The organism is Rahnella sp. P4_A8 (genome assembly GCF_056402435.1).
On the sequence record NZ_JBFUHK010000009.1, the window covers coordinates 56,708 to 69,043 of the forward strand.

The 12,336-nt window shown below is 55.8% G+C and carries 12 protein-coding genes and 1 pseudogene; 6 read left to right on the top strand and 7 right to left on the bottom strand.

The window, feature by feature from the left end; all coding sequences use genetic code 11:
* From AC1DUO_RS07275 to AC1DUO_RS07290, 4 genes are read left to right on the top strand one after another with little or no spacing between them, the layout of a single operon-like run.
* Positions 1-1,233: a class I SAM-dependent methyltransferase gene (locus tag AC1DUO_RS07275; RefSeq protein WP_477986914.1), complete on the top strand. Its 1,233-nt coding sequence runs from the start codon at positions 1-3 to the stop codon at positions 1,231-1,233.
* Complete coding sequence (locus tag AC1DUO_RS07280) at positions 1,230-1,730, top strand: DUF2878 domain-containing protein (RefSeq protein WP_119261834.1); 501 nt, start codon at positions 1,230-1,232, stop codon at positions 1,728-1,730. Before AC1DUO_RS07275 ends, AC1DUO_RS07280 begins: the two co-directional genes overlap by 4 nt.
* Positions 1,730-2,257 carry a hypothetical protein gene (locus AC1DUO_RS07285; protein ID WP_013576332.1) on the top strand — a complete coding sequence of 176 codons (528 nt, stop codon included), beginning with the start codon at positions 1,730-1,732 and terminating at the stop codon, positions 2,255-2,257. Before AC1DUO_RS07280 ends, AC1DUO_RS07285 begins: the two co-directional genes overlap by 1 nt.
* A gap of 20 nt (positions 2,258-2,277) precedes the next feature.
* The gene (locus AC1DUO_RS07290; RefSeq protein WP_037037201.1) at positions 2,278-2,814 is read left to right on the top strand and encodes a DUF3833 domain-containing protein; all 537 of its coding nucleotides are present in this window, start codon (positions 2,278-2,280) and stop codon (positions 2,812-2,814) included.
* 81 nt (positions 2,815-2,895) lie between these two features.
* Here the strand turns inward: AC1DUO_RS07290 and yedA are convergent, their stop codons facing one another.
* Positions 2,896-3,813, bottom strand: a complete 918-nt coding sequence (gene yedA, locus AC1DUO_RS07295; RefSeq protein WP_013576334.1) for a drug/metabolite exporter YedA — start codon at positions 3,811-3,813, stop codon at positions 2,896-2,898.
* 225 nt (positions 3,814-4,038) lie between these two features.
* On the opposite strand from yedA, the pseudogene AC1DUO_RS07300 reads away from it, so the two are divergent.
* Positions 4,039-4,140 (top strand): annotated as a pseudogene (locus AC1DUO_RS07300) (hypothetical protein); the annotation flags it as partial.
* Between the two features lie 63 nt (positions 4,141-4,203).
* Here the strand turns inward: AC1DUO_RS07300 and AC1DUO_RS07305 are convergent.
* The 4 genes from AC1DUO_RS07305 to osmF form a co-directional block, all read right to left on the bottom strand.
* Complete coding sequence (locus tag AC1DUO_RS07305) at positions 4,204-4,962, bottom strand: ABC transporter permease (RefSeq protein WP_013576336.1); 759 nt, start codon at positions 4,960-4,962, stop codon at positions 4,204-4,206.
* Positions 4,959-5,903, bottom strand: a complete 945-nt coding sequence (locus tag AC1DUO_RS07310; protein WP_112151642.1) for an ABC transporter ATP-binding protein — start codon at positions 5,901-5,903, stop codon at positions 4,959-4,961. Before AC1DUO_RS07310 ends, AC1DUO_RS07305 begins: the two co-directional genes overlap by 4 nt.
* Positions 5,900-7,069: an ABC transporter permease gene (locus AC1DUO_RS07315; protein ID WP_112151643.1), complete on the bottom strand. Its 1,170-nt coding sequence runs from the start codon at positions 7,067-7,069 to the stop codon at positions 5,900-5,902. The genes AC1DUO_RS07310 and AC1DUO_RS07315 overlap by 4 nt, the downstream gene beginning before the upstream one ends.
* Positions 7,070-7,130: 61 nt before the next feature.
* Complete coding sequence (gene osmF / locus AC1DUO_RS07320) at positions 7,131-8,069, bottom strand: glycine betaine ABC transporter substrate-binding protein OsmF (protein WP_112151644.1); 939 nt, start codon at positions 8,067-8,069, stop codon at positions 7,131-7,133.
* 362 nt (positions 8,070-8,431) lie between these two features.
* Between osmF and AC1DUO_RS07325 the strand changes: the two genes are divergently transcribed.
* Positions 8,432-9,928: an MFS transporter gene (locus AC1DUO_RS07325; protein WP_119262246.1), complete on the top strand. Its 1,497-nt coding sequence runs from the start codon at positions 8,432-8,434 to the stop codon at positions 9,926-9,928.
* Between the two features lie 187 nt (positions 9,929-10,115).
* Here the strand turns inward: AC1DUO_RS07325 and AC1DUO_RS07330 are convergent, their stop codons facing one another.
* Together AC1DUO_RS07330 and AC1DUO_RS07335 are read right to left on the bottom strand one after the other, a co-directional pair.
* A complete protein-coding gene (locus AC1DUO_RS07330) occupies positions 10,116-11,222 on the bottom strand; it encodes a suppressor of fused domain protein (RefSeq protein WP_119261835.1) in 1,107 nt (368 codons plus the stop codon).
* Between the two features lie 141 nt (positions 11,223-11,363).
* Positions 11,364-12,260 (bottom strand): LysR family transcriptional regulator, encoded by an 897-nt coding sequence (locus tag AC1DUO_RS07335; protein ID WP_013576342.1) that lies wholly within the window; start codon positions 12,258-12,260, stop codon positions 11,364-11,366.
* Positions 12,261-12,336 lie beyond the last annotated feature (76 nt).

Genomic DNA, 12,336 nt, shown 5'->3' on the forward strand with positions numbered 1-12,336 from the left:
ATGAGCCAACCTGAAATGCAACTCGCCCGTGAAGGGACGAATAACAGGCGCAGCAAAGCGGCGCGCGCGCTCATCCTTAGCGTCCTGAAGCAGCTCAAAGGCGCGGGCCTGACGCTGCGTGAACCCGGTGAGCAGGCGATATTTTTTGGCGATCCGACGGCTATCTTGCAGGGTGAAATTGACATTCTGCATCAGCGCGCTTACCGGCGTGTCTTACTGGGCGGCAGCGTCGCAGCGGGTGAGAGTTTTATTGATGGCGACTGGACCACGCCTAATCTGACCGTCGTGCTGCAACTGCTGGCCGAGAACCTGAAGCTGGTCGATAAAATCGAGGCACGCCTCAGCTGGCTCAGCACACCGGCCAAAAAAGTCATTCATTTTTTCCGCCGCAACAGTCCGTCGCAGGCGCGTAAAAATATCTCGGCGCATTACGATCTGGGCAACGATTTTTATCAGGGTTTTCTCGATGAGAAGATGCTGTATTCCTCGGCCTGGTATCAGGAGCCGCAGATGACGCTGGAACAGGCGCAGGAAGCCAAAATGCGCCGCCTGTGTGAACAGCTGCAATTAAAAGCGGGCGATCATCTGCTGGAAATCGGCACCGGCTGGGGCGCGATGGCCGAATTTGCCGCGCGCGAATACGGCTGTCAGGTCACCACCACCRCCATTTCCCGCGAGCAATATCGCTTTGCCTGTGAGCGGATTGAAAAAGCCGGGCTGAGTGACCGCGTGACGGTGCTGTTCGAAGACTATCGTTCGCTGCAGGGGCAGTTCGACAAACTGGTGTCGATAGAGATGATCGAAGCAGTCGGCAAACGCTATCTCTCCACCTTTTTCAAACGCTGCAATGCGCTGCTCAAACCGCACGGGCGTATGGCAATTCAGGCAATCACCATCGCCGACCAGCGTTATGCCGCCTACAGCCGTAACGTCGATTTTATTCAGTGCTACGTTTTTCCCGGCGGTTTTCTGCCCTCAATTACCGCCATGAATGACACCATGACCCGCTGCACCAGTCTGGTGGTGCGTGATCTGTTCGATATCGGTTCCGATTACGCCCGCACCCTTCATGAATGGCGCGAGCGGGTACAGCGCTACTGGAATGCACAGACTGACGGCGTGCAGGACGAATATTTCCGCCGTCTGTGGCTGTTTTATCTGTGCTACTGCGAGGCAGGTTTTCGTGCACGCACCATCAGCACCGTGCAGTTGGTCGCCGAGCGACGCGGATGAAAACCTTGCGCTTCTGGCTGCTGACACTGGGTTTTGATGCCTGGTGGACGCTGGCCGTCTGGGGGCGCGGACGGTTTATCCTCTTCCTGCTTTTGAGCAGTTTTCTGATGCTGGCGTTTACACCATCAAAACGCCGGTTGTGGGTCGCCACTGCCTGTACGCTGGGCATCATGATGGACTCGCTGTGGTGCATTTTGGGTCTGTTTGAATTTAGCGATTCTTCCGCCGTACCGCCGTGGATGATGGCGTTATGGCTGGGCTTCAGCGCCTGGTGGCTGTGGTTACTCGGCTATTTACGGCTGACATGGTACTGGCTGATGCCTGTCGGCGCGGTCAGCGGCCCGCTGGCCTATTACCTCGGCATGCAGTTCGGTGCCATGCAACTTCTCGCCGCACCGGTTTATGTCTGGCTTCTGCTGGCGGCGGGCTGGGCGATATTCTTACCGCTGATCAGCCTGCCGGTGCTGCTCAGCCATGACACAGAGCGGAAAACCTGATGATGCGCGCATTTCTGGCCGTACTTTCGCTGATGATTTCTTTCTCTGCCTTTGCCGCCACGCCGTGGAACCAATGGCAACAGGTCGGGCGTGCCACGCTGAGCTGGGGGCCTTTTGAGGTTTATCATTCGCAACTGCTGACGCCCGACGGTAAGTATCAGGCCGGAAAATGGCCGCAGGCGCTGAAGATTGAGTATCTGCGCAGTATTGATCATCAGGAGCTGACCAGAGCAACAGAAGAACAATGGCAGGCACTGGGATTGCTGGCACAGGCACAGAAAAATGGCTGGCTGGAGGCGGTACAAAACACCTGGCCGGATGTCAGCAACGGCAGCGAAATCATGTTTGTCGCCACTGAAAATGGCGGCCAGTTTTACAGCCAGCCCGCAAACAGCGTGCTGAGCACACCGGTCGGTCAGCCTTTCAGCCCGGCATTCCGCGATGCCTTTCTGGCGATCTGGCTCTCGCCCGCCACGCAATATCCTGATTTACGCAGCAAGCTGACCGGCGCATCCGCGTCCGATTAATGGCATCTTATGGAGGTTTTATGACTGTTCTGCGCAAGATTTTTGTCACGCTGATCGTCGGCGGAATGCTGTTACTCACCGGCTGTAAAGCCAATATTCAGGATTACGCACAAGCGCAACCGAAGCTGGATATTTTCACCTGGTTTGCCGGTGACAGCGTGGCCTACGGCATGGTGCAGGATTACAGCAACAAACAGACCCGGCGCTTCACCGTGAAAATCCGCGGTGATGTGGCGGGCGATACGCTGACGTTGCATGAAGACTTTGTGTATGACGACGGCGAGAAACAGACCCGCGTCTGGCGGATCCGCAAACTGGCAGACGGCAGCTATACCGGCACGGCGGGCGACATTATCGGCACCGCCACCGGGCAATCCGCAGGCAATGCCTTTAACTGGAAATACGTGATGGACGTAAAATCAGGCGGCAGCACCTACCGGCTGACGTTCGATGACTGGATTTATCAGCAGGACGAACAGCACTTGTTTAACGTCACCGCGCTGAAAAAATTCGGCGTGGAAGTGGCGCGGGTGACGATTTTCTTTGAGAAAAAATAGGCTTAACCCGGTCTGATCCCTCCCCTGCGAAGGGGAGGAGCAAAACAAAATCAGCTTTCACATTTGCGAAAAGGAAGCGGTTTAAACCTTCACTTCTTTAATCACCGTCTTCTTACGCCCGAACACCAATTTCCCCAGCGTCACCAGCAGCACCGCGCAGAGGATCACGCCCAACGCCACCCATTCGACCGGAGACAAGGATTCACCGGCGAAGCCGATGCCGAGCAACACCGCCACAATCGGGTTTACATAGGCGTAACTGGTGGCCACGGCGGGACGCACAGTTTTCAGCAGAAACATATAGGCGCTGATGGCAATCATCGAGCCAAATACCACCAGATAACCGAGCGCCAGAAAACCGCTCAGCGAAGGCGTCGCGGTCATGTGTTCCCCGGTGACACGACTTGCCACCAGCAACACCACACCGGCGATAATCATTTCCGCCGCACCCGCCATCAGGCCGGTTGGCAGCGGCAAGCGAGAACTCCACACCGAACCGAATGCCCAGCTTAGTGAGGCGAGCAGGATCAGCGCCGCGCCCCACGGGTTCCCTTCCAGATTACTGCCGGTATTAAGCAGCACAATCCCGAACAGGCCGATGGCGACACCGGTCCATTCCAGGCGGCTGTTGGGCATTCCCCACAGGCGGCTGAAACACAGGGTAAACAGCGGCACGGTGGCGACCATTACGGCGGCAATGCCCGACGGCACCTGCATATGTTCCGCCACCGTCACCAGCCCGTTACCGACAGAGAGCAGCAAAATACCTACGGCACCGGCGGCCATCCACTGTTTCAACGTCGGGACTTTATGCCCGCGCAGCAATAAAAACGTGAACAAAATACATCCGGCGACGAAGAAACGCAGCCCGGCCATCATCAGCGGTGGCCAGCTTTCCACGCCCACGCGGATCACGAAATAGGTCGAACCCCAGATAAAATACAGCGCAAACAGTGCAGCAATTAATGGCAGCAGGGAACGGGTGGCGGAACCAGTCATAGGAATAACTTATTAGCGTGATAATGAAGGCAAACAGTTAACGCTATTGCCCTGATTTCCGGCAAGGGAATCCGTGCGATCGCGTCAAAATGTTGCTAAAAAGTTTCTGTATATGACAAAAAATGCGCTGGCATCACCGTTAAAAGTAATCACAGCATGAATAGTCTGTTGCAGGGGTGAGGAAACGATTTATAATTCGCCGTTCAAAATCCTGAGGTACTGCACATGAATTCGCTAGGCAAAAAATTATTTATCGCGCTGTTTGGTCTGATGGCGATTGGCGCAATTGGTGGCGTGATGGTTGCCGGTTATGCGGTGGTGATTCAGGACGACGCGAAACCGGTCAGCGATAACGACGCCCCTTCCGTGGTGCCTGCGCCGCCGTCTGCATCAACGAACTGATTCGTCCACTGACCGCTGCTGCCAGCGTTGTAACCCTTGGCTCCAGCGTTCAAACAGCATATCTACGCAAATCGCCAGCAACGCGACAATCACCGCACCCTGCAATACGTAGGCGGTATTAAAACCGCTCAGGCCGATGATAATCGGCGAGCCGAGGCTTAACGTGCCGACCGACGAGGCAATCGCCGCCGTCCCGATATTGATAATCACTGACGTGCGGATGCCGGAAATAATCACCGGCGCGGCCAGCGGAATTTCCACTTTCCGCAGCATCTGCCAGCGGCTCATCCCCACGCCCTGCGCAATCTCCCGCGCCGACGCCGGTACCGATTCAATCCCGGCAATCGTCCCCTGCAGGATCGGCAACAACCCGTAAAGCACCAGCGCAATAATCGCCGGTTTTTCACTGAATCCCATCACCGGCACCGCGACTGCCAGTACCGCAACCGGCGGAAACGTCTGTCCCATCGCCACCAGCGTTTCCACCAGTGAACGGAATTCTTTGCCCGCCGGACGTGTTACGCCCACCCCCGCCGCTACGCCGATAATCACCGCAATCAGGCTGGAAATGCCGACCAGCAACAGATGGGCTTCCACCAGCGCGGCAAAGCTTTCCTGCTGATACACCGGCCTGCTGAGTTCAGGGAACATCCAGTGGAACAGCCCGCCGAGCGAGGTCATACCGAAAATCAGCGCCAGCAATAAAGCGAATAACCAAATCAGAGGATCTGCAAATACCCGTTTCATGCGCGGCCCTCCGGTGCGGTCAGATCCGCAAAATGCAGCACGCCGAGCGGTTGCCCTTGTTCATCCACCACCGGTAACTGCTGAGCCTGCTGCACGACAAATTTTGACAGCGCCTGACTGAGGCTCATGGTATCGGTCAGCGGTAACTGGTTGCCGGAATACGACTCGCCGCGCCGCATCAGCGAACCCACTTCGCGCAGCGACAACAAGCGGATCCCCATCTCGCTGCCACCGAAGAAATCACGCACAAACGGCGTTGCCGGTCGGGTCAGCAATTCCAGCGGCGTCCCCTGCTGCACCACTTGTCCGTCATTGAGCAGTACGATGCGGTCGGCCAGCGCCAGCGCTTCGTCGATGTCATGCGTCACCAGTACGATGGTGCGGTGAGTGATTTTATGGATGCGCGCCACTTCTTCCTGCAACGTCGCGCGGGTCACCGGATCGAGCGCGCCGAAAGGTTCATCCATCAGCAATACTTCCGGGTCAGAAGCCAGCGCCCGTGCCACACCGACGCGCTGCTGTTGTCCGCCGGAAAGCTGATGCGGATAACGATGACGGAACTGTTTCGGATCGAGATTGAGGAGTTCGAGCAGTTCAGTCACGCGGTCACGGATTTTCGCCTTCGGCCATTTCAGTAATTGCGGCACGGTGGCGATATTCTCCTCCACCGTCCAGTGCGGGAACAGGCCAATGGACTGGATCGCATAACCCATCCGGCGGCGCAGATCCTGCGCACGGAATTTTTCTATGGGTTCACCGGCAAATAAAATCTCCCCGCGATCGTGCTCCACCAGCCGGTTGATCATTTTGAGCGTGGTGGATTTCCCCGAACCGGAGGTGCCGATCAGCACCGTGAATTCGCCTTTGGCCATTTCCAGCGTGAGATCGCGCACGACCGCTTTTCCGGCAAAGTGTTTGCTAACCTGCTTGAAATGAATCATCTGCGTGTGGTTTCCAGAATTGAGACTGCAAATTTAAAGACGCTGTCGACAACAACGGCCATCAGCACCGCCGGGATCACCCCGAGCAAGACCAGATCCAGCGCACTGCTGAGCAGACCCTGGAACATGATGGCCCCCAGTCCGCCCGCGCCAATCAGCGCCGCAACCATCGCCATACCGACCGTTTGCACCGCAACAATGCGCACACCTGTCAGGATAACCGGCAAGGCAATCGGCATCTGCACGCGGAAAAACACCTGCGCACGGTTCATACCCATGCCGCGGGCAGATTCGATCACCGATTCCGGCACCGACTCCAGCCCGGCAATCACCCCGCGCACCAGCGGCAACAGCGAATACAGCACCAGCGCGATAATCGCCGGTGCCAGCCCGATGCCACTGATGCCGTGTTCGGCCAGCCACGGCAGCGCTTTTGCCAGCCCCGCCAGCGGTGCGAGCAGCAGGCCAAACAGCGCAATCGACGGCACGGTCTGAATAATATTCAGCACCGACAATACCGGCCCGCGCCAGCGGGGTTTACGGTGACACAGCAACCCGACCGGCAGACCGATCAGCACCGCAGGCACCAGCGTGCCAAACAAAATGCCGAGATGCTGCCACAGCGCATCGTTGAACACGTCGGAACGGTTGTCGTATTCCTTGAGCAGCGAAAGTTCGGCAAGCTGACCGTACGCCAGCAGCAAAACCACCGGCACGACCATCTGCACGTTGAGCAAAATACGCAGGCTGTGATTACGGGTAAAACGGGAAATGGCGTCGGAGGCGATCAGCAGACAAAGCGCCGCACCTGCCCAGAAACCGCCGCCGAGCGAGGTGCGCGCGATACTGTCTTCATCGCCCCCCGCAAGTTGCACCGCGCTGTGACCGGCCAGCCAGACCAGCACGGCCAGCAGGATTTCCGCCAGCAGCATCACCAGCAAATGATGGCGGCCATAAAGGGTCAGAAAGGCACAGGCCAGCAGCAAAACGGCAGGCAACAGGAGTAATGCAGAATAGCCATGCAGCAGGCTCGCCAGTGAAATACCTTTACCGGATACCAGCCGGTTGGGCGCATGGCTGACAAAAGCCAGCCCGAAACCGGCCAGCAACAGCAGCAAAACCAGCGTCAGCAGGACGCGGTTTTTAACGGGTGAGTGATAAGTCAAAACATTACCTGATATCAGAGAGCACGACCCGAAGATCGTGCTCAGGGCGGTCACTGCCCGGTTATTTTTTAACGAAACCTTTTTCCTGCAAGTACTTCGCCGCCACCTTCTTCGCATCCTGACCATCAACCGCGATTTTCGCGTTCAGCCCCTGCAGCGTTTTGGTATCGAGCGAAGCAAACACCGGTTTGAGCAAATCAGGAATGTTCGGATGCGCTTTCAGCGCGGCCTCGCGGATGACAGGCGCAGGCGCGTAAATCGGCTGTACGCCTTTCGGATCTTCCAGCGTTTGCAGGCCGAGCGCGGCGACCGGGCCGTCAGTGCCGTAAGCCATTGCCGCATTGACGCCGGAAGTCTGCTCAGCGGCCGCTTTGATGGTCACCGCCGTATCACCGCCCGCCAGAGACAACAGTTGCGCCTGATTAAGCTTGAAGCCATAGGCATTCTCAAACGCCGGTAAGGCATCCGGACGCTCGATAAACTCGGCTGACGCCGCCAGTTTGAAATCGCCGCCGCTGCTGATGTATTTGCCCAAATCACCCAGCGATTTCAGGTTGTGCGCACTCGCGACGTCCTGACGTACCGCGATAGTCCAGGTGTTATTGGCCGGAGACGGATCCAGCCAGACAATTTTGTTCTGGTCGTAATCCAGCTTTTTGACTTTATCGAAACCGGCCTGCGCATTTTTCCACGCCGGGTCTTTATCGTCGGAGAAGAAGAACGCGCCGTTGCCGGTGTATTCCGGATAGATATCGATTTCACCGGCGGTGATTGCACCACGCACCACTTTCGTCGTTCCCAGCTGCAATTTATTGGTAGTGTGAATACCGTTGGCTTCCAGCACCTGAATAATAATGTTACCGAGCAGCGACCCTTCGGTATCAATTTTTGAGCCGACACGCACGGCATCATCAGCGGCCTGTGCGCTGAAACTTAACACGGAAGCCAGCGCCAGTGCTGCCACTGAAAATCCCCGTACTCGCCCAGTTGTTACAGTCATGTTCTATCCTCTTATCGGGTTATGTTGGTTTTTGTCGCCCGGCGACTGCTCTGTCTTTCGGCTTTCATCTGAATAAACAAGCTGCTAACAAGAATAGTCCAATTTCGCGCAGGGAAACGGAGGGTGAGCCATAAAAGCAGGCGGCGGAAGCGGAGTAAAATGCATAAATGTTCGAAGCTTATCCGCTAAATCACTGAGACAAGACAGGCTGTTTCCCCCGAAGAAGATGTTCACCGCTGCCTTTTAGATCACTTTGTTTTAACTTATAGCCATTTGTTTTCACGCAACGTCTAATCAGGACTTGTGACCGGCATCACCTCGCCTCTATGCTGGTTTTTTTGTCAAAAAGCGTAAACACAACAATGTCTGATTCAATTGCGGCCTCTCAGACCGCCTCTTCAGGGGATTACAGCGCAGATTCTGCGTCTGACCAGCCGGTGGTGATTCGCTCCGCTGCCGATATTGCTCAGTTAGTGAACCGCGGCGCAGCGAAAATCAGCGACGCACGCATCGTGATTGCTATCGCTCTCGGCGGCGTTTTCCTCGACGCTTATGATCTCGGTGCGCTGGCTTTCGGAATGAAAGATATCACCCGCCAGTTTGGGCTGACGCCTTCCGGCGCGGGCTTTGTGGCCTCGGCGATTACCTTCGGGGCGATTGTCGGCGCATTGTTCGGCGGCTATCTGACCGACAAAATCGGCCGTTACCGCGTCTTTATGGCTGATATGTTCTTCTTCGTGATTGCCGCGCTGGCCTGCGCCTTTGCACCGAATGAATGGGTGCTCGGCGGGTCGCGCTTCGTGATGGGATTAGGCGTCGGCATCGATTTACCGGTGGCGATGGCGTTTCTTGCGGAGTTCTCAAAACTTCAGGGGCGCGGCAATAAAGCCTCGCGCGTGGCGATGTGGTGCCCGACGTGGTACGCGGCGATCAGCGTCTCGTATCTGCTGGTTCTGCTGCTTTACGCAGTACTGCCTGCCACGCACACCGACTGGTTGTGGCGTCTGATCCTCGGCTTCGGCGCGGTGCCTGCGATTCTGATTATCGCTATCCGTCACCGTTATATGAATGAATCGCCGGTCTGGGCGGCCAATCAGGGCGACCTGCAAAGCGCGGCGGCGATCCTGAGAAAGTCTTACAACATCAATGCGGTAGTGGCTGAAGATGCGGACAAAACACCGCAGGTGAAAGTGCGCAAAGCCGCATGGCGTAACTACGGCACGCTGTTGCAGGGCATTTATCTGCGCCGCACCCTGCTGGCGACCGTGACGGCGGTGGCCTCGTCATTTGCCTATAATGCGGTGGCATTCGGGTTACCGGTGATTTTATCCAGCTTCCTGCAACAGTCGATGATCAGCACCATTCTGTTCTCGCTCGGCCTGAACCTGTGCTTCGCCTTCGTCGGTGGTCTGATTGCGGTACGGTATGTGTCGAAATTTGGTGCATGGAAAATGACCTACGCCGGTTACGCCTGCCAGCTGGTGGCGATGATCGGTCTGGCACTGGTCGGCCGCCCGGCAGACGGTGGCGAAGCCGCAATTTCCATCGCCATGCTGGCGTTATTCCTGTTCGGTCAGGGGTTCGGGCCGGGATCGCACACCATGACATTTGCGTCACTGAGCTACCCGACATCACTGCGCGGCATGGGTGTCGGCTTCAACCAGACGCTGATGCGCGCCAGCTCCACCCTTTCACTGTTCCTGTTTCCGGTGCTTTCCGCCGCACTCGGCACCGGCGTGTTCTGGGTGATCGCCTTAGCGCCACTGGCAGGCTTAATCGTACTGACAGCGGTACGCTGGGAACCGTCGGGATATGATGTTGATGCTGAGGATTTTCAGCAGGAAATTAAACCGGTTTAGGTTTTTGCCTTGCTCCTCCCCCTGCGAAGGGGGAGGCTGGGAGGGGGTTTTAAAGACAACACAATAGGTACTGCACTCTTCAACTCTTTGATTCTTCTTTAATACCCCACCCCAACCCTCCCCTTCGCAGGGGAGGGAGCAGATCGGTATTCTTACTCATCTCTGTGAGAAAACTGAGAGAGTGACATCAAACCACCGCACTTCTCGGCGCAAACACATACCCGATATCGTTCTTGATCATCGCGGCGACCAGTTCAAATCCGCCATTCGGTCTGGCCTGCGCAAACTCCAGTTCGCTGGTAAACACCGGACTGACCCAAAACAGATTCACCGGATCCCCGTAAATTTTTGGCAGACGCATTTTGTCTGCCGGACCGCATAATGCGGAGGAAATCACGTGTCCTTCAAAGCCGAGCGGTGCCATCGGCGACATCAGCGTGTGGCCTTCACCCAACCAGCTGAGAGTCGTCCAGGGAATCTGTGCATAACCGGATAACGCGCTGGCCATCTGCACGGCATTTTCTTCTGTCACATATTCTTTGCCGACCGAAAAGGCGAGTTCGATGCGACGATGCTTTTCTGCTTCATCGTTGAAAACAATATCAATTTGCGGCATCGGACGGATACTCATGCCGACCGTGAAGAAGTAATAATTCTCTTCATCTTCATGCTGAGTAATCGCCATCGGCGGCCAGTTGCCCTGATTGATCAGATAATATTTCAGTGATGAGCCAAAGCGATCTTCGTAGGATTCCAGCAGCTTGCGCTGGATTTTCGGCCACGGATTGCTGAATTCATTTTGCCAGTCACGCCAGAACAGGCGGGTCTTTTCTGCCAGTTCACATTGCGTGTTGGTCGAGGCAGAACCCAGCGGGAAGGTCAGCGGATTCTGTTTAATGCAGCCGGCGGAATAACACACCGAATGGTCGATATACAAACTCCAGCCGGGGATCACCGCCAGCAATAATCCCTGATACCACAACGCCGCGCCGTCATCGCTTTCATTCCAGAGGATCTGAATTTGTGCAGGCTCCAGCGGCGCTTCGCCCTCCAGATTGCGGCAGTATTGCGCCGCCAGCATCGGGGCAATCCCCTGCTCCATTGCCTCTGTGTCATCGTTCAGCGGTGCGGGCACCAGATTACGTACCCAGCAGGCGCGCATTTTCGGAAAGCGGTCGCGCAAATCTTCGCGGGCGAAAATATAAAAATACACCACGCGGTTATCCTGCTCGACCAGCGCGGTCAGGGTTTGTTTGTCGTTACTGACTTCAGCAACAATGTCGGACTGGCGCATATGACCTCAACAATATCAGGAAGCTTATTATTCCCTGTGATGGTCAGTGTAGAACGGATAAGCCAGGCCGATAACGGGCAATATTCCCAAAAATCCCCGATAAATCATTAAAACAGGTGCTTTTTTGTCAAAATATCAACATCAGCGGCAATACATCCGAAACAGCTGCGCCAGATGCGCGGCCATCGGCGTCAGCGTGGTATCACGTCGCTGAATGAGATAGAACGTGGCTTTCGGTAGCGGCAGATCAAGATCCAGCGCGACCAGACTCTGGCCGATCACCGGATCGTTAATGACATCGACGGACAACACGCTGAGAAAATCGGTTTTGGCGATCAGGCTGGTGCAGGACATAAAAGTTTCGCAAATCACGCTGATATTCGGCTCGGCATCCATTTCGCTGAACACTTCGCTGAGCAGTTTGTAATAGCTGCCGCGTGGCGTCGGCATCGTCCAGTCGCAATGCAAAAGCTCCTGCATCGAACGGGCATGCTGCATCGGATGACCACGCCTTGCCACCACGCGATACTCTTTATCCATAAGCTTTTCATATAACAGTTCGTTATCAAAGGGTCCCTGATAATAGGTATTCACGGTGAAATCCAGCTCGCCCTGACGCAGCTCCGGGATCATTGATACCAGTTGTCCCTCGGCAATCCGCACCTTCACATGGGGGAATTCACGGTGAAAACGGTCAATGACTTCCGGCATGATGGTGCGGGCAATACTGGCACCGACGCCGATATTGACCCTGCCGCTGGTCCCGCCGAGGCGCTGAGCGATGTCTTCCTGCGCCACCCGCAGCTCTTCCAGAATCAGGCTTGCGCGCTTAAAAAACGCGTCACCACAATCAGTTAGCGTCACGCCCTGACGGCGACGGACAAATAACCTCGCCCCCAGATTTTCTTCCAGTTCTTTAATTGATTTGGTCAGCGCGGGCTGTGAAAGATTCTGCATCCGGCTGGCGGCACGAATACTGCCCTGACGTGCGACCGAAACAAACGCCCGCAACTGATGCATTTTTATTTGTGATGGCATGAGATTCTTTGATAACCCCTGATTATCACTAAGAAGATTTTGGCATCTTATATGCCCTGAACGCTTTATGTACATT

Bases quoted from the DNA above. Each gene is read 5' to 3' on its own strand.
- AC1DUO_RS07330 (WP_119261835.1), bottom strand. From the start codon at position 11,222: ATGCGCCAGTCCGACATTGTTGCTGAAGTCAGTAACGACAAACAAACC.
- AC1DUO_RS07335 (WP_013576342.1), bottom strand. From the start codon at position 12,260: ATGCCATCACAAATAAAAATGCATCAGTTGCGGGCGTTTGTTTCGGTC.
- AC1DUO_RS07305 (WP_013576336.1), bottom strand. From the start codon at position 4,962: ATGAAACGGGTATTTGCAGATCCTCTGATTTGGTTATTCGCTTTATTG.
- yedA (WP_013576334.1), bottom strand. From the start codon at position 3,813: ATGACTGGTTCCGCCACCCGTTCCCTGCTGCCATTAATTGCTGCACTG.
- AC1DUO_RS07290 (WP_037037201.1), top strand. From the start codon at position 2,278: ATGACTGTTCTGCGCAAGATTTTTGTCACGCTGATCGTCGGCGGAATG.
- AC1DUO_RS07280 (WP_119261834.1), top strand. From the start codon at position 1,230: ATGAAAACCTTGCGCTTCTGGCTGCTGACACTGGGTTTTGATGCCTGG.
- AC1DUO_RS07325 (WP_119262246.1), top strand. From the start codon at position 8,432: ATGTCTGATTCAATTGCGGCCTCTCAGACCGCCTCTTCAGGGGATTAC.
- AC1DUO_RS07285 (WP_013576332.1), top strand. From the start codon at position 1,730: ATGATGCGCGCATTTCTGGCCGTACTTTCGCTGATGATTTCTTTCTCT.
- osmF (WP_112151644.1), bottom strand. From the start codon at position 8,069: ATGACTGTAACAACTGGGCGAGTACGGGGATTTTCAGTGGCAGCACTG.
- AC1DUO_RS07310 (WP_112151642.1), bottom strand. From the start codon at position 5,903: ATGATTCATTTCAAGCAGGTTAGCAAACACTTTGCCGGAAAAGCGGTC.